Annotated in this window: 26 protein-coding genes; 8 read left to right on the top strand and 18 right to left on the bottom strand. The window is 66.2% G+C overall.

The features are described from left to right. Nucleotides 1-5: 5 nt before the first annotated feature. Nucleotides 6-542 carry a 2'-5' RNA ligase family protein gene (locus tag L3V85_RS17955; protein WP_237680381.1) on the bottom strand — a complete coding sequence of 179 codons (537 nt, stop codon included), beginning with the start codon at nucleotides 540-542 and terminating at the stop codon, nucleotides 6-8. A gap of 247 nt (nucleotides 543-789) precedes the next feature. Between L3V85_RS17955 and L3V85_RS17950 the strand changes: the two genes are divergently transcribed. Next, nucleotides 790-1419, top strand: a complete 630-nt coding sequence (locus L3V85_RS17950) for a porin family protein (RefSeq protein ID WP_237680380.1) — start codon at nucleotides 790-792, stop codon at nucleotides 1417-1419. A 42-nt stretch (nucleotides 1420-1461) separates the two neighbouring features. Here the strand turns inward: L3V85_RS17950 and L3V85_RS17945 are convergent, their stop codons facing one another. The 5 genes from L3V85_RS17945 to guaB all read right to left on the bottom strand — a co-directional run bounded on the left by L3V85_RS17945 (nucleotide 1462) and on the right by guaB (nucleotide 6214). Further along, nucleotides 1462-2082 (bottom strand): nitroreductase family protein, encoded by a 621-nt coding sequence (locus L3V85_RS17945; RefSeq protein WP_237680379.1) that lies wholly within the window; start codon nucleotides 2080-2082, stop codon nucleotides 1462-1464. A 277-nt stretch (nucleotides 2083-2359) separates the two neighbouring features. Continuing rightward, nucleotides 2360-3976: a glutamine-hydrolyzing GMP synthase gene (gene guaA / locus L3V85_RS17940; RefSeq protein ID WP_237680378.1), complete on the bottom strand. Its 1617-nt coding sequence runs from the start codon at nucleotides 3974-3976 to the stop codon at nucleotides 2360-2362. Between the two features lie 11 nt (nucleotides 3977-3987). After that, the gene (locus tag L3V85_RS17935; protein WP_172839940.1) at nucleotides 3988-4422 is read right to left on the bottom strand and encodes a type II toxin-antitoxin system VapC family toxin; all 435 of its coding nucleotides are present in this window, start codon (nucleotides 4420-4422) and stop codon (nucleotides 3988-3990) included. Beyond that, nucleotides 4419-4667, bottom strand: a complete 249-nt coding sequence (locus tag L3V85_RS17930; protein ID WP_237680377.1) for a type II toxin-antitoxin system Phd/YefM family antitoxin — start codon at nucleotides 4665-4667, stop codon at nucleotides 4419-4421. The genes L3V85_RS17935 and L3V85_RS17930 overlap by 4 nt, the downstream gene beginning before the upstream one ends. 77 nt (nucleotides 4668-4744) lie before the next feature. After that, nucleotides 4745-6214, bottom strand: a complete 1470-nt coding sequence (gene guaB, locus L3V85_RS17925) for an IMP dehydrogenase (protein WP_237680376.1) — start codon at nucleotides 6212-6214, stop codon at nucleotides 4745-4747. 128 nt (nucleotides 6215-6342) lie between these two features. On the opposite strand from guaB, the gene L3V85_RS17920 reads away from it, so the two are divergent. Further along, a complete protein-coding gene (locus L3V85_RS17920) occupies nucleotides 6343-6876 on the top strand; it encodes a DUF4124 domain-containing protein (protein WP_237680375.1) in 534 nt (177 codons plus the stop codon). A 19-nt stretch (nucleotides 6877-6895) separates the two neighbouring features. Here the strand turns inward: L3V85_RS17920 and L3V85_RS17915 are convergent, their stop codons facing one another. Continuing rightward, nucleotides 6896-7231, bottom strand: a complete 336-nt coding sequence (locus L3V85_RS17915; protein ID WP_237680374.1) for an RnfH family protein — start codon at nucleotides 7229-7231, stop codon at nucleotides 6896-6898. Further along, a complete protein-coding gene (locus L3V85_RS17910; RefSeq protein ID WP_237680373.1) occupies nucleotides 7231-7677 on the bottom strand; it encodes a type II toxin-antitoxin system RatA family toxin in 447 nt (148 codons plus the stop codon). The genes L3V85_RS17915 and L3V85_RS17910 overlap by 1 nt, the downstream gene beginning before the upstream one ends. A 63-nt stretch (nucleotides 7678-7740) precedes the next feature. Between L3V85_RS17910 and smpB the strand changes: the two genes are divergently transcribed. The 6 genes from smpB to L3V85_RS17880 all read left to right on the top strand — a co-directional run bounded on the left by smpB (nucleotide 7741) and on the right by L3V85_RS17880 (nucleotide 12159). Continuing rightward, nucleotides 7741-8217, top strand: coding sequence for an SsrA-binding protein SmpB (smpB, locus tag L3V85_RS17905; RefSeq protein WP_081270560.1), 477 nt, complete (start codon nucleotides 7741-7743; stop codon nucleotides 8215-8217). 99 nt (nucleotides 8218-8316) lie between these two features. After that, nucleotides 8317-8697, top strand: a complete 381-nt coding sequence (locus L3V85_RS17900) for a COG4315 family predicted lipoprotein (protein WP_237680372.1) — start codon at nucleotides 8317-8319, stop codon at nucleotides 8695-8697. A gap of 15 nt (nucleotides 8698-8712) precedes the next feature. Then, nucleotides 8713-9228: an RNA polymerase sigma factor gene (locus L3V85_RS17895; RefSeq protein WP_237680371.1), complete on the top strand. Its 516-nt coding sequence runs from the start codon at nucleotides 8713-8715 to the stop codon at nucleotides 9226-9228. 13 nt (nucleotides 9229-9241) lie between these two features. Continuing rightward, nucleotides 9242-10066 carry an anti-sigma factor family protein gene (locus L3V85_RS17890; RefSeq protein ID WP_237680370.1) on the top strand — a complete coding sequence of 275 codons (825 nt, stop codon included), beginning with the start codon at nucleotides 9242-9244 and terminating at the stop codon, nucleotides 10064-10066. Nucleotides 10067-10152: 86 nt separating this feature from the next. Then, nucleotides 10153-10536 (top strand): COG4315 family predicted lipoprotein, encoded by a 384-nt coding sequence (locus L3V85_RS17885; RefSeq protein WP_237680369.1) that lies wholly within the window; start codon nucleotides 10153-10155, stop codon nucleotides 10534-10536. A 120-nt stretch (nucleotides 10537-10656) separates the two neighbouring features. Continuing rightward, nucleotides 10657-12159: a hypothetical protein gene (locus L3V85_RS17880; RefSeq protein WP_237680368.1), complete on the top strand. Its 1503-nt coding sequence runs from the start codon at nucleotides 10657-10659 to the stop codon at nucleotides 12157-12159. A 122-nt stretch (nucleotides 12160-12281) separates the two neighbouring features. Here the strand turns inward: L3V85_RS17880 and typA are convergent, their stop codons facing one another. The 10 genes from typA to L3V85_RS17830 form a co-directional block, all read right to left on the bottom strand. Further along, entirely contained in the window at nucleotides 12282-14120 is a 1839-nt protein-coding gene (gene typA / locus L3V85_RS17875; RefSeq protein ID WP_237680367.1) for a translational GTPase TypA, read from the bottom strand. Further along, nucleotides 14117-15082 (bottom strand): tRNA pseudouridine(55) synthase TruB, encoded by a 966-nt coding sequence (gene truB / locus L3V85_RS17870; RefSeq protein ID WP_237680366.1) that lies wholly within the window; start codon nucleotides 15080-15082, stop codon nucleotides 14117-14119. Before truB ends, typA begins: the two co-directional genes overlap by 4 nt. Nucleotides 15083-15084: 2 nt before the next feature. Then, entirely contained in the window at nucleotides 15085-15456 is a 372-nt protein-coding gene (gene rbfA, locus L3V85_RS17865; protein ID WP_081270552.1) for a 30S ribosome-binding factor RbfA, read from the bottom strand. 21 nt (nucleotides 15457-15477) lie between these two features. Next, a complete protein-coding gene (gene infB / locus L3V85_RS17860; RefSeq protein ID WP_237680365.1) occupies nucleotides 15478-18459 on the bottom strand; it encodes a translation initiation factor IF-2 in 2982 nt (993 codons plus the stop codon). 24 nt (nucleotides 18460-18483) lie between these two features. Continuing rightward, nucleotides 18484-19977 (bottom strand): transcription termination factor NusA, encoded by a 1494-nt coding sequence (nusA, locus tag L3V85_RS17855; protein ID WP_237680364.1) that lies wholly within the window; start codon nucleotides 19975-19977, stop codon nucleotides 18484-18486. A 15-nt stretch (nucleotides 19978-19992) separates the two neighbouring features. Further along, nucleotides 19993-20652 carry a ribosome maturation factor RimP gene (gene rimP, locus L3V85_RS17850; RefSeq protein WP_237680363.1) on the bottom strand — a complete coding sequence of 220 codons (660 nt, stop codon included), beginning with the start codon at nucleotides 20650-20652 and terminating at the stop codon, nucleotides 19993-19995. A 189-nt stretch (nucleotides 20653-20841) separates the two neighbouring features. Then, on the bottom strand, nucleotides 20842-22038 hold the full coding sequence (locus L3V85_RS17845) for a YbfB/YjiJ family MFS transporter (RefSeq protein ID WP_237680362.1): 1197 nt from the start codon (nucleotides 22036-22038) through the stop codon (nucleotides 20842-20844). 16 nt (nucleotides 22039-22054) lie between these two features. Further along, nucleotides 22055-23695, bottom strand: a complete 1641-nt coding sequence (locus tag L3V85_RS17840; protein WP_237680361.1) for an ABC transporter ATP-binding protein — start codon at nucleotides 23693-23695, stop codon at nucleotides 22055-22057. Continuing rightward, on the bottom strand, nucleotides 23695-24735 hold the full coding sequence (locus L3V85_RS17835; RefSeq protein WP_237680360.1) for an ABC transporter permease: 1041 nt from the start codon (nucleotides 24733-24735) through the stop codon (nucleotides 23695-23697). The genes L3V85_RS17840 and L3V85_RS17835 overlap by 1 nt, the downstream gene beginning before the upstream one ends. A 147-nt stretch (nucleotides 24736-24882) precedes the next feature. After that, on the bottom strand, nucleotides 24883-25923 hold the full coding sequence (locus L3V85_RS17830) for a microcin C ABC transporter permease YejB (protein WP_237680359.1): 1041 nt from the start codon (nucleotides 25921-25923) through the stop codon (nucleotides 24883-24885). Nucleotides 25924-25943 lie beyond the last annotated feature (20 nt).

The following is a 25943-nucleotide window of genomic DNA, read 5'->3' as shown; positions in this document are numbered from 1 at the left end:
TCATTTCAGGCTTGGGTCGCAGCGGGCCACTGGCCCAGCACCTCGTGCACGCCCTGCCCTACATGGCTGTCGATCAGCGCGAGCTTGCCGGCGCTCCAGCGCACCGGCTCCTCGATCGCGTGCTTCTCGAGCTTGCGCCTTGCGTAAAGCAGCGTCATGTGCGGCGTGAAGCTGCGCTTGGGCTTGAAGCCGGCATCGGCCAGCGCTTCGCCGAGCCGCTGCCTGAACGCCATGAGCGCCTCGACGCCTGTGTCGTCGCCGTAGAGCACCAGCGCTTGGTTCTTCGCGTAGCTCATGGCCTCGTCGAACACGACATCGAATTCAGGCGGAGGCAGTGTCGCGGCGGCGGCCATGGCCTGCTCGACTTTGTCGCGCGGAACGTCGGCGTACTCGCCCAGGTCGAACAGCGTGACGTGCAGGCGATGCGCCTCGACCACCGTGCCCTTCAGTGCGTGCTGGAAATTCATGCGCTCGCCGAGCGCGGCAATCGTGGCGGCGTCCTGTGCGCCGGGAAGCAATGCGAAGAAGAGCGAATGCGGCATCGGCTCGGCGCGTCGCGCCTTGCTGCGGGGGCGCGGCAAAGGCCGCGGCGGGGGATCGATGCCGGGAAGAAGAAGCTGTTGAGACATCCCTCGATCATCGCCCATCGAACAGGCACCTTCAGGTGCTCTTCAGCAAGCACCAAGCTCGTCTTCAGGCTGGAATTTCAGAATCGCTGAGCGCTGATGGCATGGCTTCAAGCAGCCATCGGTCTCATCGATCCCAACGACTCCAACCAGGAATTTCATCTTGACGAAAACGCAAGCCTGCACCGTCCTCGCAGCCCTTCTGCTCGGCACTGCTTCCATCGGCGCTTACGCCGCCGGTCCCGCACAGGACACCGGTCTTTATGTGGGCGGCTCGGTCGGCCGTTCGAGCTACAGCCTCTCTTCTTCCAACACCGTGCCCACCCCGTGGGGCGGCCAGAAAGCCAGCAAGGCCGGCACCGCCTACAAGCTGTACGGCGGCTATCGCCTGACGGAGAACTTCGGCGTGGAAGTCGGCTATGCACGCCTCGGCCGCGTGAGCCAGTGGACCGCTGCGGGCCTGGGCTATTCCAGCCTGCAGAGCGGCACCGGCCAGGCCTTTTACGCGGCGGCCACGGCACGCCTGCCGTTGGGCGACGCCTTCGCCCTGAACGGCCGCCTCGGCGTGTCGCGCGGCCGCATCTCGGGCGGCGACAACAACAATACCGGCTACTGGTGGCAACCCGGCGGCCAGCGCTTCTCGGGCAGCTCGACCGGCTTGATGGCGGGCTTCGGCGCCGAGTACCGCGTGACGCAGAACCTCGCGATCACAGCCGACTACGACTACTTCGGCAAGCTGTCGAAGCAGGCCAAGGGCGGCATGCTGTCGGTGGGTCTGAAGGCGAGCTTCTAAGCAAGCGCCTGAACGCCTGCGCAGCGGCCGCGATCGGCGTGCTCACGCCAGGTTCGCGGCCGCCTCGCGCGTTGCTTCACCCGTCCATTCGCGCACGAACGCGTCGGGTGCATGCCGCTCTGGAGGCTGCGTCGCTTCTTTCGGCGTGCCCACGTACAGGAAGCCCAGCAACCGCTCCGTGCCTTGCAGGCCAAGCGCCTGCTGCACGTTGCGGTCGTAGCTGTTCAGGCCAGTGGCCCAGAAGCCGCCATAGCCCAGCAGGTGCAGCGCGTTGAGCATGTTCATCGCGGCGGCGCCCACGGCGAGCACCTGTTCCGACTCCGGCACCTTGTGCGGTGCCTGCACCCGTGCGCAGATCGCGATGAGCACCGGCGCGGCCATCGCCTTGCCACGAAAGCGCTCGCCGTCGTCTTGCGGATCGCGCAGCCGCGCTGCGTTTGCGAAGACGTTGCCCAGCGCGACCCTCGCGTCGCCTCGAATGATCACGAAACGCCAGGGCCGCAGTTGCCCGTGGTCGGGTGCACGCAGCGCGGCCTGGAACACGAGGTCCAACTCTTCCGCGGATGGGGCTGGCTCGGTCAGCGGCCAGGGCGAATGCCGTTCGAGCAAGAGGTCCAGCGCTTGGCGCCGGTCCGAACGGTGCTTGGGGGTATCCGGGTGCATGTCAGCGTCCTTCGAAATGGGAAGGCCGCCCCACGGCAGATGGCAGGCGCTAGGAAAGCTTCAGTGGCGGGCTGGCTCGCGGATTCGCGAGGTGGCTGGCATTCGGCGCTTCTTGTGTTTCGCAGGAAGGAAGCGAAAGACGAAGGCTTGCACCATCGTTCGACTGGGCGGCGAACAAGCAGTCATCGTATGCGATGGGGCATTGCCCACGCACGGGGTGCGTGTAAGGCGCTGCGCGCGGAAGCCATGGGCTCACACGCACAGTGCCTAGCTCCGCTCACTCCCACTCGATCGTCGCTGGCGGCTTGCTCGAAACGTCGTAAGTCACGCGATTGATGCCACGCACTTCATTGATGATGCGCCCCGACACCTTCTTGAGCAGCGCATACGGCAACTCCGCCCAATCCGCCGTCATGAAGTCGCTGGTCTGCACCGCGCGCAGCGCGACGACGTAGTCGTAGGTGCGGCCATCGCCCATCACGCCCACGCTTTTCACCGGCAGGAACACGGTGAAGGCCTGGCTGGTGAGGTCGTACCAGGTCTTGCCGCTCTCGTCCGTGAAGTTGCGCAGTTCCTCGATGAAGATCGCGTCGGCGCGGCGCAGCAGGTCGGCGTATTCCTTCTTCACTTCGCCGAGGATGCGCACGCCCAGGCCCGGGCCGGGGAACGGGTGGCGGTACACCATCTCGGGCGGCAGGCCGAGCGCCACGCCGAGTTCGCGCACTTCGTCCTTGAACAGGTCGCGCAGCGGCTCCAGCAGCTTCAGGCCGAGCTGTTCGGGCAGGCCGCCCACGTTGTGGTGGCTCTTGATGGTGACGGCCTTCTTGCTCTTGGCGCCGCCCGACTCGATGACGTCGGGGTAGATGGTGCCTTGCGCCAGGAAGGTCGCGCCCTTGTGTCCGCCGTCGCCGGCCTTGAGCTTGGCGGCCTCTTGCTTGAACACGGTGACGAATTCGCCGCCGATGATCTTGCGCTTGGCTTCGGGGTCGCTCACGCCGGCGAGCTTGCCGAGGAACAGCTCGCTGGCATCGACGCGGATCACCTTGGCGTGCAGCTTGCCCTCGAACATTTCCATGACCATGTCGCCTTCGTTCAGGCGCAGCAGGCCGTGGTCGACAAATACGCAGGTCAGCTGGTCGCCGATGGCGCGGTGGATGAGCGCGGCGGCCACGCTCGAATCGACGCCGCCCGACAGGCCGAGGATGACCTCTTCATCGCCCACCTGCTCGCGGATCTTCTGCACGGCTTCGGCGATGTGGTCGCGCATGACCCAGTCGGGCTTGGCGCCGCAGATGCCGAGCACGAAGCGCTCGATGATCGCCTTGCCCTGCACGGTGTGCGTCACTTCCGGGTGGAACTGCAGCGCGTAGTAGCGGCGCGCTTCGTCGGCCATGCCGGCGATGGGGCAGCTGTCGGTGCTGGCCATGAGCTTGAAGCCCGGCGGCAGTTCGGTGACCTTGTCGCCGTGGCTCATCCACACGTTGAGCATGCCGTGGCCTTCGGGCGTGGTGAAGTCGGCAATGTCCTTGAGCAGCGCGGTATGGCCATGGGCGCGCACGGCCGCGAAGCCGAACTCGCGCTTGTGGCCGCCCTCGACCTTGCCGCCGAGCTGGTGGGCCATGGTCTGCATGCCGTAGCAGATGCCGAGCACGGGCACGCCTAGATCGAACACGGCCTGCGGGGCCTTGTCGGTGGTCTCTTCGTACACGCTGGCGTGGCTGCCGGAGAGGATCACGCCTTTGAGGTGGCCGTCGGCGGCGTATTCGCGCACCCATTCGTCGGTGACGTCGCAGGGGTGCACTTCGCTCAGCACATGGGCTTCGCGCACACGGCGTGCGATCAGCTGCGTGACTTGCGAGCCGAAATCGAGGATGAGGATCTTGTCGTGTTGCATGGCGTGAGGACTCAGAGCGTTGAAATGTCGAACAGCCGGACGCCCGCTTGCGGCGCGGCCTGGATGAGGCGCTCGTCGAAGGTGGCGAGCGGAAGATTGAGCGATTTTGCGAGCCAGAGATAGCCCGCGTCGTACTGGGACACGCCGGCGTCGATGGCCACCGCGAGCACGGCCTTGTGCTGCGCCGGCGCAAGCTCGTGCAGCTCGACGCGGTGGCGAATGGCGTCGAGCACGCTCCACAGCCCTTCGACCGCGGACGAGGGAATGCGGCCGCTGCGCACGCCGTTGGCGAGGATGTTGGCGCACTCCCATTGCCACACATTGGGCGCCTGCGGCTCGACCTCGTCGCGGCGGATGGCCGCGTAGAGCTTGCGGGTGTGTTCGGTGGCGTGGTCGGGCAGCAGCCAGGCGGCGGTGACCGAGGCGTCCATGACGAAGGCGGTCATGGCTGGCGCCCTTCGCTGCGCAAGGCACTCGGCGCGGGGCCGGGCTGGATGGTGGCGTGCAACGCGTCGATCTGGCCGAGCTCGCGCTGGATCTGCTCGTCGGTGATGACCGGCTTGCGGCGCACCGGCAGCATGCGCACGACTTCCTTGCCGTGACGGGTGATGCGAACCTCCTCGCCCTTTTCGACGGAGTCGATCAGGGCAGAGAAGTTGTTCTTGGCTTCAGCGACACCGATAGATTGCATTTGGGCCAGAAAATTTGAATCTGGCCCAAATTCTAAACCCAGTCTGGCCTGACTTTCAAGGTCTGGCCAGATTGGGCTTATTCAGCGCGGTAGTTCGGCGCTTCCTTGGTGATCTGCACGTCGTGGACGTGGCTCTCACGGATGCCGGCCGTGGTGATCTCGACGAACTCGGCCTTGTTCTGCATGTCCGCGATGGTCGCGCAGCCGCAGTAGCCCATGCTGGCGCGCACGCCGCCGGCCATCTGGTAGACGATGGAGACGATCGAGCCCTTGTAGGGCACGCGGCCTTCGATGCCTTCGGGCACCAGCTTGTCGGTGTTGGGGTTGCCGGTGGTCGATTCCTGGAAGTACCGGTCGGCGCTGCCCTGCTGCATCGCGCCGATGGAGCCCATGCCGCGGTAGCTCTTGTAGCTGCGGCCTTGGTACAGCACGATTTCGCCCGGTGCTTCTTCGGTGCCGGCGAACATGCTGCCCATCATGACGGTGCTGGCGCCGGCCGCGATGGCCTTGGCGATGTCGCCCGAGTAGCGCACGCCGCCGTCGGAGATCAGCGGAATGCCCGTGCCCTGCAGCGCGGTGGCCACGCTGTCGACCGCCATGATCTGCGGCACGCCCACGCCGGCCACGATGCGGGTGGTGCAGATGGAGCCTGGGCCGATGCCGACCTTGACCGCGTCGGCGCCGACGTCTGCCAGCGCGCGCGCTGCGTCGCCGGTGGCGATGTTGCCGCCGATGACGTCGACCTGGGGATAGTTCTTCTTGACCCAGCGCACGCGCTCGATCACACCGGCGCTGTGGCCGTGGGCGGTGTCGACCACGATGGCGTCGACACCGGCCTTCACCAGCGCCTCGACGCGCTCTTCGGTGCCATCACCCACGCCGACCGCCGCGCCCACACGCAGGCGGCCGTTGGCGTCGCGTGCGGCGTTGGGGAAGCTGGTCTGCTTGGTGATGTCCTTGACGGTGATCAGGCCCTTGAGCTCCCAGTCGCCGTTGATGACGAGCAGGCGCTCGAGCTTGTACTTATTGAGCAGCGCCTTGGCTTCGGCCAGCGTGGTGCCGTCGGGCACGGTGATGAGCTTCTCGCGCCGCGTCATGATTTCGCTGACGGGCACGTCGTAGCGGTTCTCGAAGCGCAGGTCGCGCCCCGTGACGATGCCGACCACCTTGCCGGCGTCGACCACCGGGAAGCCCGAGATGCCGAGCTGGTCGGACAGCGCCATCACCTGGCGCACAGAGTGCGTCGGGGTGATGACGACCGGGTCGCGCAGCACGCCCGATTCGTAGCGCTTCACCCGGGCCACTTCTGCGGCCTGCTGCTGCGCGGTGAGGTTCTTGTGCACGATCCCCATGCCGCCCTCCTGCGCGATGGCGATCGCGAGGCGGGCTTCGGTCACGGTGTCCATGGCCGCCGAGATGAGCGGCAGGTTCAGCGTGATGTTGCGGGAGAGTTTGGTGGCGAGAGAGGTGTCCTTGGGCAGGACCTGGGAGAACGCTGGCACCAACAACACGTCGTCGAAGGTGAGCGCTTTGCCGAGAAGGCGCATGGGTGAAGCTCCAAAAGACGGATTGTAACGAGGGCCCCGAGGGGTTTGCTGGCGCAGGCCATTAACGAACGTTGCAAAACAACCCAATCCGGATGTTGCAAAAAGTAAGGCAAGGCTAAACTTCGGGGATGAAATTCGTGCACTGGCTGCTATTGGGATGTGTCGTTGCGATGCCGCTGTCGGCGAGCGCGCAGTGGCAATGGCTCGACAAGAACGGCAAGAAGGTCTTCAGCGACCAGGCACCGCCGCCCGAGGTGCCCGAGAAGAACATCCTGCGCCGTGTAGGCCCGCCGCCCGCGGCGCGCTCCACCGCCAACCCGAATGTCGACGCACCGCCGGCCGAAGGCGCTGCCGACGCTCCCAGCGGCGCGCCCGCCAAGGCCGCCGCGGCTCCGAAGCCCACCGGCGTCGACAAGGAACTCGAGGAAAAGACCAAGAAGGCCGAGGCCGAAGCCAAGGCCAAGCAGGCCGCGGAAGCCGCCAAGGTGGCCCAGGCCAAGGCCGAGAACTGCACCCGCGCCCGTCAGGCCAAGGCGACGGTCGACAGCGGCATGCGCATCGCGCGGGTCAATGCCCAGGGCGAACGCGAAATCATGGATGACACGGCACGCGCCGCCGAACAGAAGCGCGTGCAATCGGTGATCGACTCCGACTGCAAGTAAGGCCTCAGCCTCGCTCGCTTCAGTAGCCGGCCTTGCCGCCCTTGCGGCGGGTCGCAAAAAGGCCCGTGCCCTTAGAGCCCTGGCGCTGGAAACGCTCCCGCCGCGCCACCTTGGGATCGACCGCGAGGGGCCGGCACAACTCGATGCGGTCCCCGTCCTTCAGCGCCTGCTCCCACTCGACCACCCTGCCCCAGATGCCGGGCGTCATGGCATGGCGCCAATCCAGGTCGGGAAAGCGCGCGGAAAGGCCGCTCGCCTTCACCGCATCGACCAGCGTGGCACCGGGCGCGAGCTGCAAGACCTGCTCGAACACCTCGCGCGCCGCGGGCGAGCAGCTCAGCGTGACCTCGATCATCAAGAGCTGCCGTACACCTGCTCTGCGCGCTTGACGAAGGCTTCGACCAGGCTCGATGCAATGGTGTCGAACACCGGCCCCACCAGCGTCTGCAGGGCGAAATTGCTGAAGCCGTAGCTCAGGTGCAGCTCGACGCGGCAGGCGCGCTCGCCCTCCTCGCCGACTGGCACGAATTTCCACTTGCCATCGAGGTTGGAGAACGGCCCGTCGACCAGCTTGAGCTGGACTTCGCGCCCCGGCACATGGGTGTTGCGGGTGGTGAAGCTCTGGTGCAGGCCGGCAAAGGCCAGGCCGACTTCGGCGGTCATCCCGGCCTCGTCCTGCTCGATGATTCGCGACTTGTCGCACCAGGGCAGAAACTGCGGATACTTGGCCACGTCGGTGACGAGCGCATACATCTCTTCGGCGCTGTACCAGATGAGGACGGACTTGTTGACTGTTTTCATAGAATCGGCACCGCGTGCGCGACGGATTGTATTGAAGCCATGCAGCCCCAACATTCCCGAGTCATGGCCACAAAGAAACAAGATACCTCCTCCCGCATCGCCGACAACAAGAAGGCCGCGTACAACTATTTCTTCGAAGAGCGCTTCGAGGCCGGCATGGTCCTCGAAGGCTGGGAAGTCAAATCGCTGCGCGAAGGCAAGGTGCAGCTCACCGACGGCTACGTGGTGATCCGCAACGGCGAGCTGTTCGTCGTCGGCTGCCAGATCAACCCGCTCAAGAGCGCGTCGACCCACGTCAACCCCGATTCGGTGCGCACCAAGAAGCTGCTGCTGAAGAAGGACGAAATCCGCCGCCTGATCGGCAAGGTCGAACAAAAGGGCTACACGCTGGTACCGCTCAACCTGCACTGGAAGGCCGGCAAGGTGAAGTGCGAAATCGCCCTGGCCAAGGGCAAGGCCGAGCACGACAAGCGAGACACCATCAAGGACCGTGAAGGCAAGCGCGAGGTCGAACGCGCCATGAAGAGCCGCAACCGCTGAATCTTTTTTTGCGCGCGATGGAATAAAACACGGGCTGCGGGCGTTTGTGCGGTTGTCATCGGATCGCCGATGGCAAGCCAACCGCCCAGGAGCCCCTTCATGTCGACCTTCCGTGCCTCTTCCGTCGGCCTCGCCGCCATCCTGCTGAGCGGCGTGCTCGCCCTGCCCGCCCTCGCCCAGCCCAAGCCCGCCGACGGCGCGCTGGTCGGCCCCAACGGCATGACGCTCTACACCTTCGACAAGGACACCGCCGGTAACGGCAAGTCGGTCTGCAACGGCGCCTGCGCCACCAACTGGCCGCCTTTCGTGGCGGCCGACAGCGACAAGCCCGCCGGCGACTTCACCATCGTCACGCGCGACGACGGCAAGAAGCAATGGGCCGCCAAGGGCTGGCCGCTGTACTACTGGGCCAAGGACACCAAGCCGGGCGACAAGACCGGCGACGGCGTCAACGGCAGCTGGAAAACCGCCAAGCCCTGACGCGCCGATCCACCCATGGACGCCCGCCTGCTGGTCGAGCACATCCCGAGCCTGCGCCGCTACGCGCGGGCGCTCACCGGCAATGCGTGGGCGGCCGACGACCTGGTGCAGGACACGCTCGAGCGCGCCTGCAGCAAGTGGCGGCTGTGGGTGGTGGGCAGCGACCTGCGCGCGTGGCTCTTCACCGTCATGCACAACATCTTCGCGAGCCAGGTGCGGCGCACGCCGCCGCCGCACGCGGTAGTGCCGCTGGACGATCTGCCGCACGAACTGCACGGCGGCATCGACTCTGGACGCGGCCAGGACACCAGCCTCGACCTGCAGCGCTGCCTGATGCAGTTGCCCGAGGAACAGCGCGCGGTGCTGCTGCTCGTCACGCTCGAAGACCTGTCGTACGCCGAAGTGGCCAAGGTGCTGGGCATTCCAGCCGGCACAGTGATGTCGCGCCTGTCGCGCGCCCGCGTGCGGCTCCAGGAACTGATGGACGGCACCTCGGCGCCGGTCCGCCCCGGCCTGCGCCGCCTCAAATGAAACCCGTCGCACCATGAACCGCCCCGCCCCGCCCCCCACCGACGACGAGCTGCACGCCTGGGTCGACGGCCAGTTGGCCCCGGATCGTCATGGCGTGGTCGAGGACGCCATTGCCCGCGACCCGGCCGTGGCCGCGAAGATCGCTTCATGGCACACACAGCGCGACGCCCTGCACCGGCTGCACGGCGAACTGCTCGATGTGCCCGTCCCCGACACGCTGACGGCCGTGCTGGACCGCAGCCAACCCCGCCATGCGCAGCGCGGCGCGTGGATGCACCGGGGCGGCCTGGCGGCCGGCCTGCTGGTGGCCTTTGCCGCCGGCTGGCTGGGCAATGCCCAATGGTCCGCGCCGCGCGGCGGTGCACAGCAGCAACTGGCTCGCGCCCCGGCGCTGCGCGAGTTCGTGCACGACGCATCGGTCGCGCACGCCGTCTATTCGCCCGAGAAAAGACATCCGGTCGAAGTGACCGCCGCCGAGCAGCAGCACTTGGTGCAATGGCTCTCCAGGCGCCTGGACCGGCCGCTGAAGGTGCCCGACCTGTCCGCCCAGGGCTACACCCTGGTCGGCGGCCGCCTGCTGCCGGGAGAGACCGGTGCACGCGCCCAGTTCATGTTCGAAGACGCCGCCGGCGAGCGCGTGACGCTCTACATTGGCACCCTCGACGCCAACGCGGCCGGCGCCACCGCCGCGCGGGAAACCGCGTTCCGCTTCGCATCCGAGGGCCCGGTGCCCAGCTTCTACTGGGTCGACCAAGGATTCGGCTACGCCATCGCCGGCAAGTTGCCGCGTGACGTTTTGCTCAAACTCGCGACGCTGGCCTACCGCGATTTGTCTTAACGAACGCATAAACTGCCGGCTCGCGCAACCACCCCGGCCGGTCACCGGCCTTGTTTTCGCGATTCATCAACTGAAGGAGAAACTGCATGAAATTGCTCAGCGCCTCGATCCTCGCGGCAGCCCTGCTCGCCGGCTGCGGCAGCATGTCCCCGGCCCCCGACACGCCCACCCGCACCGCCGACGGCATTCTGGTCGGCCCGAACGGCATGACGCTGTACACCTTCGCCAAGGACACGGCCGGCGCCGGCACCTCCGCCTGCAACGCGCAGTGCGCCACCAACTGGCCCGCGCTCGGCGTGGCCGAAACCGCCAAGCCCATGGGCGGCTACACCATCATCATTCGCGAAGACGGCAAGCGCCAATGGGCCTACAAGGGCTGGCCGCTGTACTACTGGTCGAAGGACGCCAAGGCTGGCGACAAGACCGGCGACGGCGCTCTGAACGGCGCGTGGAAAGTTGCCCGCCCCTGATTCCCCCGGGACCTGACGCAAGACAACGCCGGCGCCCGCCGGCGTTTTTTTGTCCGCTGCGCCCGTTTTGTCCGCTTTGGCCGACGCGAGGCCCCCGGGAGCCCACGGCAGAATCCCCGCATGACTTCTGACGCCAATCCGGACGCGTTCCTTGCCCTGTTGAACCAGGGCCTCATCACCGACACGCAGCACGACGCAGTGCTCGCCCACCCCGAGACCTCCACCCTTCCCCCGCTCCCGAGCCCGGCCCACGCGCTCGCCTGGATGCGCGCCAAGGGCCTGGTCACCGAAGAAGAACAGAACGCGGCGCTCGACCGGATTCAGGACGCCACGCCACCCGACCCGAACGCCGACGACGCAACCGACACCGCCATCGATGCCGACGACCTCATGGAATGCGCCGAGCGCGGCATCACCCACGAGGCGGTCCAGGCGCTCTACCGCGACGGCCTGATCGACGCGGAAACGCGCGACATGGCGCTGCAGGAAACGCCCGTCGCCGGCACCGTTCCCGCCGCACTGGGCGCCACGCTGGGCTGGCTGGTGACGGACGGTCCGCTCGAACGGGAACGCTTCGACGCCACCCGCGCGCAAGTCGCTGCCGAACCCGCCTTTGCCATGGCCGCCGAGCGCTCGCGCATCGTCGCCGAGGCCCAGGCGCTGATCGAGGCCGAAGACCGGACTGTCGCCGAATGGAAATCACGCGCGCAGCGCCAGAGCCGCAGCGGCGCCTGGAAATTCATCCTCACGGTGCTCGTGATCGGTGGCGGCGCGGGCTGGTATCTGTTCGCGCCGGACAGCGTGCCCGCCTGCGACGCCAGCTCCACGCGCAAGACCCTGAACAACATGATGTTCCGCGTGACCATGGACGTGCGCATGCGCACCTTCGATGCCGAGAAACGCGCCGACATCCACACGCCCGTGCTCGGCGGCATCCGCGAAGTCGGCTACCGCAAGGACCAGCGCGTGCGCGGCTGCATCGCGACGATGACCCAGGGCGACGACAAGGACTCGATGGCCTTCACCATCGGCGCAACATCGCCCAAGAGCGACGAAATGGTGGTGCGCGGCGCGGATGCGGACATCGTCGAGGCACGCTTCGGCCATCTCGACGCCAGCGGCAAGCCTCTTTTCAATGCAGAACCCATCGGCCGCGAGGCAATGGAAAAAGCCTTCCGTGAAGGCGCCGAATCGCTGTCGGCACGTTCGCCGTCCGGCGCGCTGGCACGCATGCGTGCGCAGGAACGCGCCGCCTCGGGGCTGCTGGACCTCGACCCTGACCGCACCCGCGAAATCGCCGACATCGAACCCACAGGCCCATGCCGGGCCCTCGAGGGCGGTGCGGGGCAGCAGGCCTGCCCGCTGGTGGTCGAATACAACGACCGCCTGCTCGGCGCCCTTGCCGGCAATGGCGGCATGGCGCTGCCGCTGACCGGCGAATTCACTTTCGTGCAGGACAACGGCACCTGGCGCGTGGGCGACGACTTCATGCAGACCTTCATGCGCAAGGTCGTCGAAGCTCGCATGCGCAAGATCGGCGCGAGCGATGCAGCGATGCCTGCGTTCCCGGCGCCGCCATCGCCGCCACCACCACTTCCTCCGCCGCCCAAGTCATCCCGCTAAGCACGCCCCAGACGTCAAAAATCACCAGCGGCGACGGCTTCGCGAAGAAGCCGCACCGGATGGTGATTCTTGGGGGATGCCCCGCCGTGCGCCGAGGCGCACTGCAAGGCAACGGCTATCGATCAGCCTTGCGAGGTGTCGCGGCCGGCGCGCTTGCGCTCGTGTTCCTTCAGGAAACGCTTGCGCAGGCGAACGCTCTTGGGCGTGATTTCGACCAGTTCGTCGTCCTCGATGAATTCCACGCCGTATTCGAGCGTGAGTTCGATCGGGGGCGTGATCTTGATCGCGTCTTCCTTGCCGCTCACGCGGAAGTTGGTCAGCTGCTTGGTACGCGTGGCGTTCACCACCAGGTCGTTGTCGCGGCTGTGGATGCCGACGATCATGCCTTCGTACACCGGGTCGTTGGCGCGCACGAACATGCGGCCGCGGTCGTCGAGCTTGCCCAGGGCGTAGGTGAAGATTTCACCGTCGTCCATCGAGATCAGCACGCCGTTCTTGCGGCCGCCGATGTCGCCCTTGTGCGGCTCGTAGCTGTCGAAGATGTTGCTGATGAGGCCCGAGCCACGCGTCAGGTTCAGGAATTCGTTGGTGAAGCCGATCAGGCCACGCGCCGGAATGCGGTACTCCAGGCGCACGCGGCCACGGCCGTCCGGTTCCATGTTGACCAGTTCGCCCTTGCGCTCGCCCAGTGCCTGCATCACGCCGCCCTGGTGCTGGTCTTCGATGTCGGCGGTCACCAGCTCGATGGGCTCGTGCTTTTCGCCGTTGACGGTGCGGAACACCACGCGCGGCTTCGAGACGGCCATTTCATAGCCTTCGCGACGCATGTTTTCCAGCAGGATGGTCAGGTGCAGTTCGCCGCGGCCCATGACTTCGAAGATGCCTTCTTCGTCGGTCTCGTTCACGCGAAGGGCCACGTTGTGCTGCAGTTCCTTCTGCAGGCGGTCCCAGATCTGGCGGCTGGTGACGAACTTGCCTTCGCGGCCGGCCAGCGGGCTGGTGTTGACGCAGAAGTTCATCGTCAGCGTGGGTTCGTCGACCTTCAGCATCGGCAGCGGTGCCGGGTTGGCCGGGTCGGTGATGGTCACGCCGATGCCGATGTCTGCAATGCCGTTGATCAGCACGATTTCGCCGGGGCCGGCTTCGGTGGCTTGCACGCGGTCCAGGCCCTGGAACGTCAGCACCTGGTTGACGCGCCCCTTGATCGACTTGCCGTCCGGACCTTCCATGACCACGACGTCCGTCATGGGCTTGAGCGTGCCCTGGCTGATGCGGCCCACGCCGATGCGGCCGACGAAGGTCGAGAAGTCGAGCGCGGAAATCTGCAGCTGCAGCGGCGCGGCGGGGTCGCCCTTTTGCGACGGCACGTGCTTCAGGATGGTGTCGAAGAGGGCCGACATGTCGGGGCCCCACTGCTCACCGGGCGCGCCTTCTTCCAGCGACGACCAGCCGTTGATGCCCGAGGCGTACACCACCGGGAAGTCGAGCTGCTCGTCGGTCGCGCCGAGCTTGTCGAACAGGTCGAAGGCGGCGTTGACCACCTTGTCGGGGTTGGCGCCGGGCTTGTCGACCTTGTTCACCACCAGGATCGGCTTCAGGCCGAGGGCCAGCGCCTTCTTGGTCACGAAGCGCGTCTGCGGCATCGGGCCTTCCTGGGCGTCGATCAGCAGCACCACGCCGTCGACCATCGACAGCGCGCGTTCCACTTCACCGCCGAAGTCCGCGTGGCCCGGGGTGTCGACGATGTTGATGTGCGTGCCTTGCCAGGTCACGGCGCAGTTCTTGGCCAGAATCGTGATGCCGCGTTCTTTTTCGATCGCGTTGTTGTCCATCACCGTATCGACCACTTTCTCGTGATCGGCGAAGGTTCCCGACTGGCGCAGCAGTTGGTCGACCATGGTGGTCTTGCCATGGTCCACGTGGGCAATGATGGCGATATTGCGAATTTGCTTGGTACTCATGGTGTCGCTTCGGTCTGTTGTGCGTTCAAAAGAATTTGCTGGATTTCGATGGGGTTCAGCAAGCGCCCCGGAATCAGTTCACCGGCCGTGACATGGGCCGTCCCGAGAAAGGCGGCCGGCTCGGCGCCGAAAACGGCCACCTCGCCCGCATCGACCCAGCTGCCACGGCGGCGCAGGCCCGAAAGAAAGCGTGCAGCATCTTCCGCGCCCAGCGTGACGCGGCTGTGGCCGTCCACCAGCGCCTCGGCGGGCAGGAGGCGCGCCAGACGCTCGTCTTCGTCCATGGCCTCCAGGGCTTCGAGCGTGACGCACTGCGCCTCGACGAAATCGCCGGTGGCAACGCGGCGCAGCGATGTCAGGTGCGCGCCGCAACCCAGCGCCTCGCCGATGTCCTCGCCGAGGGTGCGAATGTAGGTGCCCTTGCTCACGGTGGCAAGGATGCGGATGACGTTGTCGCCGATGGCGCCGACCGTGTCGATCGCCAGCTTGTGGATCACCACGTCGCGCGGCGCCCGCTCGATCTCGATGCCTTCGCGGGCATATTCGTACAGCGCCTTGCCGTCTTTCTTGAGCGCGCTGTGCATGGGCGGCACCTGCCGGATCGGCCCGGTGAACTGCGCCTCGACGCGCGCCAGGTCTTCCGGCGTCACTTGCACGGACCGCTCGGCGATGACATCGCCTTCGGCGTCGCCGGTGGCGGTTTTCACGCCCAGGCGGGCCGTGGCCTCGTAGGTCTTGTCAGCATCCAGATGGAGCTGGCTGAATTTGGTGGCCGCGCCAAAGCACAGCGGCAGGACACCCGTCGCGAGCGGATCGAGCGTGCCGGTGTGGCCCGCCTTTTCCGCGCGCAGCAACCACTTGGCCTTCTGCAAGGCCTGGTTGCTGGAGAGTCCCAGCGGCTTGTCGAGCAACAACACCCCATGCACAGGGCGCCGCTGCACCCGTGTGCGTGGCGCGTTCATGGCTAGTCGTCTTTCGAGCGCGAAGCGACTGCTTGCGCGATGAGCGCGTTCATGTCGGCCGCACGCTCGGTGGTGCGGTCGAACAGGAAGTGCAGCGTGGGCACGGTGTGGATATGCAGGCGCTTGAACAGGCCGTTGCGCAGGAAGCCCGCGGCCTGGTTCAGCGCTTCGGTGGTCTCGGTCACGTCGCCCGTGAGCATGCTGAAGAAGACCTTCGCATGCGCATAGTCGGGCGTCACCTCGACCGCCTGGATCGTGACCATGCCCACGCGCGGGTCCTTCAACTCGCGCGCGATCAACTCCGTCAGATCCCGCTGGATCTGGTCGGCGACCTTGAACGCGCGGTTGGGGGCGGCGGCTTTTCTTTTCGGCATGGACTCTCTCGCGTCGAACGCTTACAGCGTCCGGGCGATTTCCTTGATCTCGAAGAATTCGAGCTGATCGCCCTCTTTGATGTCGTTGTAGTTCTTGAGCTTGATACCGCACTCAAAACCTTCGCGGACTTCGCGGACATCGTCCTTCATGCGCTTGATCGAATCGACTTCGCCGGTGTAGACCACCACGTTGTCGCGCAGCAGGCGGAAATGCGCACTGCGGTTGACCGAGCCCGAGGTGATGTACGAACCTGCGACCGTACCGATCTTCGAGGCCACGAACACCGTGCGGATCTCGGCCGAGCCGATGATTTCCTCGCGGCGCTCCGGCGCCAGCATGCCCGACATCGCGACCTTGATCTCGTCCACGGCGTCGTAAATGATGCTGTAGTAGTTCAGCTGGACGCCATTGCCCTCGGCCAGCTTGCGCGCACCGGCATCGGCGCGCACGTTGAAGCCGATCACGACCGCCTTCGAGGCGATGGCCAGGTTGATGTCGCTTTCGCTGATACCACCCACGCCGGCATACACCACCTGCACCTTGACCTCGTCGGTCGCCAGCTTGAGCAGCGACTGGGCCAGTGCTTCCTGCGAGCCCTGCACGTCGGCCTTGATGATGATGCGCAGCGTCTGCACTTCGCCGGCCGACAGGTCGGTGAACATGTTCTGCAGGTTCGCGGCTTGCGCCTTCGCCAGCTTGGTGTTGCGGAACTTGCCGGCACGGTAGGTGGCGATTTCGCGCGCACGGCGCTCGTCGCTCATCACCATGAACTCGTCGCCCGCTTGCGGCACTTCGGTCAGGCCCTGGATTTCGACCGGGATCGACGGGCCGGCGGCCTTGGTCGCCTTGCCGTCTTCGTCCAGCATGGCGCGCACGCGGCCATAGGTCGAGCCGGCCAGCACCACGTCGCCGGTCTTGAGCGTGCCGGACTGCACCAGCACGGTAGCGACCGGGCCGCGGCCCTTGTCGAGCTGGGCTTCGATGACCAGGCCCTTGGCGGCGGCATCCACCGGCGCCTTCAGTTCCAGCACCTCGGCCTGCAGCAGCACCTGCTCGAGCAGGTCGTCGATGCCCTGGCCCGTCTTGGCGGACACCGGCACGAACGGCACGTCGCCGCCGTACTCTTCGGGCACGACTTCTTCAGCGACCAGTTCCTGCTTCACGCGGTCCAGGTTGGCGTCGGGCTTGTCCACCTTGTTGATGGCAACCACGATCGGCACACCCGCCGCCTTCGCGTGCTTGATGGCTTCCTTGGTCTGGGGCATGACGCCGTCGTCGGCCGCCACCACCAGGATCACGATGTCGGTGGCCTGCGCACCGCGGGCACGCATGGCCGTGAAGGCCTCGTGACCCGGGGTGTCGAGGAACGACACCATGCCGCGTTCGGTTTCCACATGGTAGGCACCGATGTGCTGCGTGATGCCGCCGGCTTCGCCCGCGGCGACCTTGGCGCGGCGGATGTAGTCCAGCAGCGAGGTCTTGCCGTGGTCGACGTGACCCATGACGGTCACGACCGGTGCGCGCGGCAGGGCTTCCGCCGTTTGCGCCGACACGTCCTCGTCGGTGAAGGCTTCCGGGTCGTCCAGCGCGGCAACCACCGCGTTGTGGCCCATTTCCTCCACCAGGATCATTGCTGTGTCCTGGTCGAGCGACTGGTTGATGGTCGCCATCTGGCCGAGCTTCATCAGTTGCTTGATGACCTCTTGCGCCTTGACGGCCATCTTGTGCGCGAGCTCGGCCACCGTGATGGTTTCGGGCACGTGCACCTCGAGAATGCGTGCCTCGACCGGTGCGGCCGGTGCGTGCTGCTCGTCGTGACCACCGCGGTCATTGCCGCGGCGGCCGCGCGGGCCTCCGCGCCAGTTGCCCCGGCCGACACCGCCGCTGGCATCGCCGCGGGTCTTGATTTCCTTCTTCTTGGCAGGATCGCCAGCCCAGCTCGACGAGAGCTTGGCGGACTTGACTTCCTTGCCGGCACCGGCGGCTGCGCCGGGTGCGGCTGCAGCGCCGGGCGCAGCGGGTGCGCCGGGGCGGGCCGCGGGCGTGGCCGGCTTGTGCAGCGTGCCCTTGACCGCGGCCTTTTCGGGCTGCGGCTTCTCGGGCGCCTTGTGCGGCACCAGCACGCGGGCCGGTGCGTTCATCATGGCGCGAATGGCTTCGGCTTCGGCCAGGGCCTTGCGGCGACGCTCGTCGAGGTCCTTGGCGCGCGCGGCTTCTTCGTCGGCACGGGCCTTCGATTCAGCGGCGGCCTTGGCCTTCGCGTCTTCCTTGGCTTGCGTGGCGGCGTTCTGCGCGGCGAGCTTGGTGTCGGCGGCCTGCTGCTCGGCGGCGGCGGCCGCGGCCGTCACTGCGGGAGCGGGTGCGGGCGCAGCCGGCTTGGCGGGCGTGTTCTTGGCGGCCGCTGCGGCAGCGGCTGCCTCGGCGGCGGCCTTCTTCTCGGCAGCGACGCGCGCGGCTTCCTGCTCGGCCTGTTCCGCGCGCTCGGCCTTCTCGGCCTGTTCGCGTTCGCGGGCTTCGGCTTCTTCGCGCAGGCGACGCTTCTCGGCCAGTTCTTCTTCCTGGCGGCGGATCAGCTCGGCCTGGCGGCGTGCCTCTTCCTCGCGGCGGGCCAGTTCGGCCTCGTCGACGCGCGGAGCGGCGGGTGCCGCGGCGGGCGCCTCGGCCACTTGCGGCGCAGCCTCGGGCGACGCGGGATGGCCGTCTTCGCGCTGGATGAAGGTGCGCTTCTTGCGCACCTCGACCTGGATGGTGCGGGCGCGGCCGGTGGCGTCGGCCTGCTTGATCTCGCTGGTCGACTTCTTGGTCAGCGTGATCTTCTTGCGCTCGGGCTCGACGGTGCCGTGGCTGGCCTTGAGGTGGCCGAGCAGGCGCTGCTTGTCAGCCTCGGTGAGCGCATCGGTGGCGGCCGCCTTGGGCACGCCTGCACTCTTGAGCTGGTCAAGCAGGGTTTCGGGAGTCTTCTTGAGCTCGTTCGCGAACTCGGCGACAGTGGTACTGGACATATTGGTTTCGTGCCTCCATGACCGTCACTCTTGGCCGGCGAACCAATGTTCGCGGGCTTTCAAGATGAGGGCTTTGGCGTCATCGGCGCTGTGGCCGGTGATCTCGGTGAGTTCATCGACCGCGAGGTCGGCAAGATCGTCACGGGTGTTCACACCCGCTTCGACCAGCTTGGGAATCAGCTCGGGGTCGAGCCCTTCGAGGTCGTGCAGGTCTTGCGAGACCTGCGGCGCACCCTCGACGCCCTCTTCCTTGGCGATTTCCATGGTCAGCAGCGCATCCTTGGCACGCGAGCGCAGCTCGTTGATGGTGTCTTCGTCGAAAGCCTCGATCTCCAGCATTTCGGAAATCGGCACGTATGCGACTTCCTCGAGGCTGTTGAAGCCTTCGGAGATCAGGATGTCGGCGATTTCCTCGTCGACGTCGAGCTTTTCCATGAAGAGCTTGCGGCTGGCGTCGGTCTCGGTCGCCTGCTTCTGGGCCGACTCGTTGGCGTCCATGATGTTGATCTTCCAACCGGTGAGGTCGGAAGCCAGGCGCACGTTCTGGCCGCCACGGCCGATGGCGATGGCGAGGTTTTCCTCGTCGACCACCACGTCCATGGCGTGCTTTTCTTCATCGACCACGATCGACGACACGTTGGCGGGCGCCAGGGCACCGATCACGAACTGGGCCGGGTCTTCGCTCCATAGAACGATGTCCACGCGCTCGCCGGCGAGTTCGTTGGTCACGGCGTTCACTCGGGTGCCGCGCACGCCGACGCAGGTGCCGATCGGGTCGACGCGCTTGTCGTGCGAGAGCACGGCGATCTTGGCGCGCGAACCCGGGTCGCGGGCGCAGCTCTTGATTTCGAGCAGGCCCTGCTCGATTTCAGGCACTTCCTGGCGGAACAGCTCGATCATGAACTCGGGAGCCGAGCGCGACAGGATGATCGGCGCGCCGCGCAGCGTCAGGTCGACTTCCATGATCATGGCGCGCACGCGGTCGCCATTGCGCAGGTTTTCCTTGGCGATCATCTCGCTGCGACGCAGGCGGCCTTCGACACGGCCGGCCTCGACGATGATGTCACCCTTGTCCAGGCGCTTGACGGTGCCCACGAAGATCTTGTCCCCGCGCGACATGAAGTCGTTGAGCAGCATCTCGCGCTCGGCGTCGCGGATCTTCTGCAGGATGACCTGCTTGGCAGCCATGGCACCGATACGGCCGATCGGCACCGACTCGACCGCTTCCTCGATGTACTCGCCGACCTCGATGTCCGACATTTCTTCCTTGGCTTCGAAAAGCAGGATTTCCTGGTCGGGCAGCTGCAGGCCGGCTTCGTCCGGAACGACGTGCCAGCGGCGGAAGGTTTCGTAGTCGCCGCTGTCGCGGTCGACCGAGACGCGGATGTCCACGTCGCCCTGATGGAGCTTCTTGGTGGCTTGCGCCAGCGCGGACTCGACCGCGCCAAAAACGACGTCACGCTCGACGTTCTTCTCGCGCGAGATCGCATCCACCAACATCAACATTTCGCGATTCATGCCACCACTCCTCTGTCATTCCGGAACTTGCGTTCCGTCGTCAATATCCGAAAAACCCGGTTGGGTTTTGGCCTTGCGGCCCTTGAAATCCACAATTGGCGCGAGCCGCGCCTCGCGCAGCTCGTCCAGCACGAAGCCCAGCGCATGCAACGGTGCAGGCGCGCGCTTCTTGCTCACTTTTTGACCCGGCTTGGGCTCCGGCGCATCGCTCCAGACGATTTGCCAGCCGCCCGGGGCTGCGTCAGCCCCCTCGGCCCCTTCGGGCGCTGCGGCACGCTCCAGCGTGCCGCGAAACTTCTTGCGGTTGGCCGACACCTGGCCCGCCGCGGCGGCGCCCATGGGGGCCTTGAGCGTGATGTCGATCACCTCGCCCACGAAACGCTCAAAATCCTGCTCATTGCGCAGCGGACGGTCGATACCCGGCGAGGACACCTCGAGCCGCTTGTAATCGACACCATCGACCTCCAGCGCGAACTGCAGCTGGCGGGTCACCTTCTCGCAGTCTTCCACTGTCACGAAGGGCTCGGGCAAGCCGGCAGCCACAGCTTCGGAGGTGGGGGCCGTCCAGGGCAAATCAATCGTCACGCGCAGCAATCCCCCGGCGGAGCGCTCGATCTCTACCAGGTCGTAGCCCAGACCGGCTACGGTTTGTTCCACTATTTGCTGCAATGCCACGTGTTCGAAAATGCCTTTTTAAGAATCGGTTTCCGTGTCACCCGCCCGCCTTGGGTGCCACCTGCATGAATAAAGCCTCAAAGCTCCAGAATGCATAGACCAAAAAAAACGGGCGGTTGGTACCCGCCCGTTTGGTCGTGAGCCTCGAATTATATGCTATTCACGTGATAAATGAAGGGCCTCGACTGCTCAAACAGCTATCAGACGGCGAGATTTGGACCAGACCAGAGCAAATAAGACCGATCCGAGCGCCAAAGCAGCCGCCGCGACCAGCAAAGGCAGCTGAAAAGATCCGGTGCGCTGCGCCAGAGGTGCCGCAAAGAGCGGGCCGACGATCTGCCCCACCCCGTACGAGGCCGTGGCATAGCCGATCAGTCCGGCCGCCGCGTTGCCGCGCAGGCGCCGCGCCTCCCGCACCGCGAAAAGCGTGATGGCGGTGAACGGCATGCCCAGCAACAGGCTCCCGAACGCGAACCCGACAATCGTCGGCCACGCCACCGACAGCACCACCCCCAGCGCCTGAAGCGCATAGGCCACCGCCAGCAGCAGCCGGTTGTCCCAATGCGTCGGCGCGCGGGCACCGATCAGGGCGCCCGGAATGATGGCCAGCCCGAAAAGCGGCCAGAAATAGTCGGGCCACGACGACTCCGGCAACGCCTGCCGCGCGATCACCGGAAGAAAAGTGGCCGTAATGATGTAACCGAAGCCCGCCAGCCCGTAGAGCGACACCAGCCAAATCGCGTCGTTGCGGTCGGCCCCAGTCGCCGCGGCGCCCGAAGCGACGGCGACCGGCGCGCCGCTCTTGGCCGCCGCCGACTGGCCGTCGTCAAAAACCCGCCAGATCACCGCGATCAGCACGAAAGCCAGCAGCCCCAGCCCGATCCAGCCTGCCTCGGAGCCCCAGCGCCCCAGCGCGCCGCCCAGCAAGCCGGTCATCGCGATCCCGATGCCGGGGCCGGTGTAGATCACACCGCCCAGCGTCGGCGCGTTGGTCTCGGCCAGCCGTCGCAATCCCCAGCCTGACGCGAAGACGAAAACCCACGCGCTCATCACGCCCGCCGCCCAGCGCAGCACACCCCAACCGGTAAAGCTGTGCAGCAGCCCCATGCCGATCAGCAACACAGCCGTGGCGACCAGCCCGCCGCGCACCATGGTCGACGCCTTGACGCCGATGGCGGCGCAACTCACGGCCCCGAGGAAATAGCCCAGGTAGTTGAGCGACGCCAGCACCCCGCCACCTGCCAGCTCCAGCTTTCCCTCGTGAAGCATGATGGGCAGCATGGGCGTGAAGGCAAAGCGCCCCAGGCCCATCGCCACCGCGAGGGTGACCATGCAGGCCAGCGCCGCGCGCCAGGCATCGCGCCGGTCGCGTCCGGTTTCCGACATTTCTTGCTTGCTCCGTTTATTCCAGCAGCGCCGCGGCCACCAGTTTTTTTGTATAGGGATGCTCGGGCGCACCGAGCACGCGCTCGACCGGCCCGGTTTCGAGAATGGCGCCGTCCTTCATCACGATCACCTGGTGGGCCATGGCCCGGATCACTTCCACGTCGTGAGTGATCAGCAGGTAGCTCAGCCCCCGCTCGCGCTGCAGTCTCTGCAGGAGGCCCAGCACCTGTTTCTGGATCGTCACGTCGAGCGCACTGGTGGGCTCGTCGAGCACCAGCAGCTGTGGATCGACGATCAACGCCCGCGCAATCGCCAGCCGCTGCCGCTGTCCACCCGAGAATTCATGCGGATAACGGTCGAGCAACGAAGGAAACTGCGATTCGGTCAGCCCCACGTCGGCCAGCGCGGCGAGCGAGCGGGCGCGGCGCGCCTCGACGCCGAGTTCGGGTGCATGCACCCTTAGCCCCTCGCCCACGATCTGCTCCACCGTCATGCGCGGCGACAGCGACGAGAACGGGTCCTGGAACACGACCTGCATCACCCGTCGCAACCCCAGGTCGGACGCACGGTCGACCGCCCAGTCCTTGCCGGCGATCTTCAGCGCGCCCTGATGCTTCAGCAGGCCCAGTGCCGCCAGCGCAAGCGTCGACTTGCCCGAACCCGATTCACCGACCACTCCCAGCGTCTCGCCCGGCACGATACGGAAGTCCGCGCCCTGCACTGCCACGAACTCGCCCTTTCGGAACCAGCCACCGATGCCGGGCTTCGGCACCGGATAGATCACGCGCAGCGCCTTGGCCTCCAGCACCGGCACGGCAGCGGGACTGGCCTGCACGGCGGCGACGTCGCGCGTCGGATGGCTGTCGATCAGCTTGCGGGTGTAGGGGTGCTGCGGCGCATCGAACACCGGCGCCACGGCGCCGTGCTCGACGACATGGCCGTTTTCCATGACGACCACACGGTCCGCGAAGCGGCGCACCAGGTTCAGGTCGTGTGTGATCAGCAGCACGGCCATGCCGTACTTGTGCTGCAGGTCGGCCAGCAGATCCAGGATCTGCGCGCGCACCGTGACATCGAGCGCCGTCGTCGGCTCGTCCGCCAGCAGCAGGCGCGGCTTGCAGGCGAGCGCCATCGCGATCATCGCGCGCTGGCGCTGGCCGCCCGAAAGCTGGTGGGGAAACGCCCTCGCCCGCCGCGCCGGTTCGGGAATGCCGGTGTCGGCCAGCAGTTGCACGGCGGCGGCCTGTGCGGCGCGCGCCGACAGGGCCTCATGCAACTCCAGCACCTCGGCGATCTGGTCGCCCACGCTGTAGAGCGCGTTGAGCGCGGTCATCGGCTCCTGGAAGATCATCGCGATCTCCTTGCCGCGGATGCCGCGCAGTTCGCGCTCAGGAATCGACAGCAGATCGCGCGGCGCCTGCTGGCGCTCCGCGCCGTAAAGCCGGGCCTCGCCCGTCACGTCGGCGTTCTGCACCAGCCGCAACAGCGAGAGCGCGGTGACCGTCTTGCCCGACCCCGACTCGCCGACCAACGCCAGCTTTTCACCGGCGGCAATCTGGAAGTCGATGCCGTGCACCACCTCCTTGCCGCCGAACGCGACGCGCAGGCCCTTCACGTCGATCAGGGGTTGGCCGGTTTTATTGTTGTTGTCGCTCATCACTTGTCGGCCTTCCGCGGGTCGAGCGCATCGCGCAGCGCGTCGCCCATGAAGGTCAGCAGCATCAGCGTGACGACCAGCACGCCGAAGGTGGAAATGGAAATCCACCACGCGTCGATATTGGCCTTGCCCTGGCTCAGCAGTTCGCCGAGCGACGGCGTGCCCGGAGGCACCCCGAGACCGAGGAAGTCGAGAGAAGTCAGCGCCAGGATGGCCGCGCTCATGCGAAACGGCAGGAAGGTGACGACCGGCACCATGCTGTTCGGCAGGATGTGGCGCCACATGATCTGCAGGTTGCTCACGCCGAGGGCGCGCGCGGCGCGCACGTAGTCCATCTGGCGGTTGCGCAGGAACTCGGCGCGGACGTAGTCGGCCAGCCCCATCCAGCCGAACAAACTCAGCAGGATGAGCAGCAGCGCCACGCTCGGCGCGAAGATCGCGCTGAAGATGATCAGCAGGTAGAGCTCCGGCATCGAACTCCATATCTCGATGAAGCGCTGGAACGCCAGGTCGACCTTGCCTGCGAAATAACCCTGAACCGCTCCGGCAGCCACGCCCAGCACCGTGCCGATGGCCGTGAGCGCCAGGCCGAACAGCACGCTCACGCGAAAGCCGTAGATCAGTTGCGCCAGCAGGTCGCGGCCGCGGTCGTCGGTACCGAAGATGTTGTCGGCCGTCGGGGCAGCCGGGCTGGGCGCTTTGGCAAAGTAGTTGAGCGTCTTCGGGCCGTAGGGGTTGGGCGCGTAGATCGCCCAGTTGTCGCCCTGGGTGATCCGGTCGCGGATGTAGGGGTCGAGGTAGTCGGCCGGCGTTTCGAAGTCGCCGCCGAAGGTTTTCTCAGAATAGTCGCGCAGCACCGGGAAATAGGTACGGCCTTCATAGCGCAACACCAGCGGCTTGTCGGTCGACAGCACCTCGGCGAACAGGCTGAGCACCACCATGACGGTGAAGATCACCAGGCTCCAGAAGCCGAGCCGGTTGCGCTTGAAACGAAGCCAGGCGCGACGGCCGGGCGAGATATGGGTCGAGCCGCTCACCATGGGTGCATCAACCCCGCCGCGCCTGCATTCGGCAAAGCCCATTCCAGAAACACCGCGGAACCGGCTTTGCCGGGCCGCAGGTGTTGCCCCCGGCAGGGGGAAGGCGAAGCGACACGAAGTGCGCGCAGCCTGGGGGCGAGCCAGTGTTCATTCGAATTTGACACGCGGGTCCACCCATACGTAGCAGAGATCGGAAATCAGCTTCGTCACCAAGCCGATCAGCGTGAAGAGGTACAGCGTGCCCAGCACCACCGGATAGTCGCGGCGGATCACGCTCTCGTAGCCCAGCAGACCCAGCCCGTCGAGCGAGAACAGGGTCTCGATAAGCAGCGAGCCCGCGAAGAAGGCGCCGATGAAGGCCGACGGCAGGCCCGTGATGATCGGAATCAGCGCATTGCGGAACACGTGCTTCCACAGCACCTGCCGCTCGCCCAGCCCCTTGGCCCGCGCGGTCAGCACGTACTGCTTGCGGATTTCCTCGAGAAATGCGTTCTTGGTGAGCATCGCCGTCACCGCGAAGCTGCCGAGCACCATGGCCGTCACCGGCAGCGTGATGTGCCACAGGTAGTCGACGATGCGCGCGCCCCAGCTCAGGTCGTCCCAGTTGGCGGAGGTCAGCCCACGCAGCGGAAACCACTGCAGTTGCCCGCCGAAGACCACCAGCAGCGCCACCCCCAGCACGAAGCCCGGAATGGCATAGCCGATCAGCACGATCAGCGTGCTGATCAGGTCGAAGCGCGTGCCCGCCCTCACCGCCTTGGCAACGCCCAGGGGCACGGCCACTCCGTAGCTGATGAAGAAAGTCCACAAACCCAGGCTGATGGACACCGGCAGCTTCTCGAGGATCAGCGTCCAGACATCCTTGTTCTGGAAGAAGCTCTTGCCGAGGTCGAAGCGCGCGAACTGCCCGAGCATCTGCCAAAGGCGCTCGTGCGGCGGTTTGTCGAAGCCGTAGAGGGCCTTGATCTGCTCCAGGCGCTTGGGGTCCACCCCCTGGTTGCCCCGGTAGCTGCCGCCGCCCGATTCGAAACCGCCACCTCCGCCGCCGCGGCCCGCCGTCTTGGCCTCGGCCAGGTACTGCTCGACCGGGCCGCCGGGCACGAATTGAATGACGAGAAAAGTGACGAGCAGAACGCCGAGCAATGTCGGAATGAACAACAGCAATCGCTTGAGGACATAAGAGAGCACTGGCTGTTTCCTTCTCTTTT

Source organism: Variovorax paradoxus, from assembly GCF_022009635.1.
GTDB lineage: Bacteria > Pseudomonadota > Gammaproteobacteria > Burkholderiales > Burkholderiaceae_C > Variovorax.
The sequence above is the reverse complement of the archived record's forward strand: the minus strand, read 5'-3'. Positions and strand labels throughout refer to the sequence as shown.

Excerpts from the sequence above, each read along its gene's own strand:
- L3V85_RS17955 (WP_237680381.1), bottom strand. The coding sequence starts at position 542 with ATGCCGCATTCGCTCTTCTTCGCATTGCTTCCCGGCGCACAGGACGCC.
- L3V85_RS17945 (WP_237680379.1), bottom strand. The coding sequence starts at position 2,082 with ATGCACCCGGATACCCCCAAGCACCGTTCGGACCGGCGCCAAGCGCTG.
- guaA (WP_237680378.1), bottom strand. The coding sequence starts at position 3,976 with ATGCAACACGACAAGATCCTCATCCTCGATTTCGGCTCGCAAGTCACG.
- L3V85_RS17935 (WP_172839940.1), bottom strand. The coding sequence starts at position 4,422 with ATGACCGCCTTCGTCATGGACGCCTCGGTCACCGCCGCCTGGCTGCTG.
- L3V85_RS17930 (WP_237680377.1), bottom strand. The coding sequence starts at position 4,667 with ATGCAATCTATCGGTGTCGCTGAAGCCAAGAACAACTTCTCTGCCCTG.
- guaB (WP_237680376.1), bottom strand. The coding sequence starts at position 6,214 with ATGCGCCTTCTCGGCAAAGCGCTCACCTTCGACGACGTGTTGTTGGTG.
- L3V85_RS17920 (WP_237680375.1), top strand. The coding sequence starts at position 6,343 with ATGAAATTCGTGCACTGGCTGCTATTGGGATGTGTCGTTGCGATGCCG.
- L3V85_RS17915 (WP_237680374.1), bottom strand. The coding sequence starts at position 7,231 with ATGATCGAGGTCACGCTGAGCTGCTCGCCCGCGGCGCGCGAGGTGTTC.
- L3V85_RS17910 (WP_237680373.1), bottom strand. The coding sequence starts at position 7,677 with ATGAAAACAGTCAACAAGTCCGTCCTCATCTGGTACAGCGCCGAAGAG.
- smpB (WP_081270560.1), top strand. The coding sequence starts at position 7,741 with ATGGCCACAAAGAAACAAGATACCTCCTCCCGCATCGCCGACAACAAG.
- L3V85_RS17900 (WP_237680372.1), top strand. The coding sequence starts at position 8,317 with ATGTCGACCTTCCGTGCCTCTTCCGTCGGCCTCGCCGCCATCCTGCTG.
- L3V85_RS17895 (WP_237680371.1), top strand. The coding sequence starts at position 8,713 with ATGGACGCCCGCCTGCTGGTCGAGCACATCCCGAGCCTGCGCCGCTAC.
- L3V85_RS17890 (WP_237680370.1), top strand. The coding sequence starts at position 9,242 with ATGAACCGCCCCGCCCCGCCCCCCACCGACGACGAGCTGCACGCCTGG.
- L3V85_RS17885 (WP_237680369.1), top strand. The coding sequence starts at position 10,153 with ATGAAATTGCTCAGCGCCTCGATCCTCGCGGCAGCCCTGCTCGCCGGC.
- L3V85_RS17880 (WP_237680368.1), top strand. The coding sequence starts at position 10,657 with ATGACTTCTGACGCCAATCCGGACGCGTTCCTTGCCCTGTTGAACCAG.
- typA (WP_237680367.1), bottom strand. The coding sequence starts at position 14,120 with ATGAGTACCAAGCAAATTCGCAATATCGCCATCATTGCCCACGTGGAC.
- truB (WP_237680366.1), bottom strand. The coding sequence starts at position 15,082 with ATGAACGCGCCACGCACACGGGTGCAGCGGCGCCCTGTGCATGGGGTG.
- rbfA (WP_081270552.1), bottom strand. The coding sequence starts at position 15,456 with ATGCCGAAAAGAAAAGCCGCCGCCCCCAACCGCGCGTTCAAGGTCGCC.
- infB (WP_237680365.1), bottom strand. The coding sequence starts at position 18,459 with ATGTCCAGTACCACTGTCGCCGAGTTCGCGAACGAGCTCAAGAAGACT.
- nusA (WP_237680364.1), bottom strand. The coding sequence starts at position 19,977 with ATGAATCGCGAAATGTTGATGTTGGTGGATGCGATCTCGCGCGAGAAG.
- L3V85_RS17845 (WP_237680362.1), bottom strand. The coding sequence starts at position 22,038 with ATGTCGGAAACCGGACGCGACCGGCGCGATGCCTGGCGCGCGGCGCTG.
- L3V85_RS17840 (WP_237680361.1), bottom strand. The coding sequence starts at position 23,695 with ATGAGCGACAACAACAATAAAACCGGCCAACCCCTGATCGACGTGAAG.
- L3V85_RS17835 (WP_237680360.1), bottom strand. The coding sequence starts at position 24,735 with ATGGTGAGCGGCTCGACCCATATCTCGCCCGGCCGTCGCGCCTGGCTT.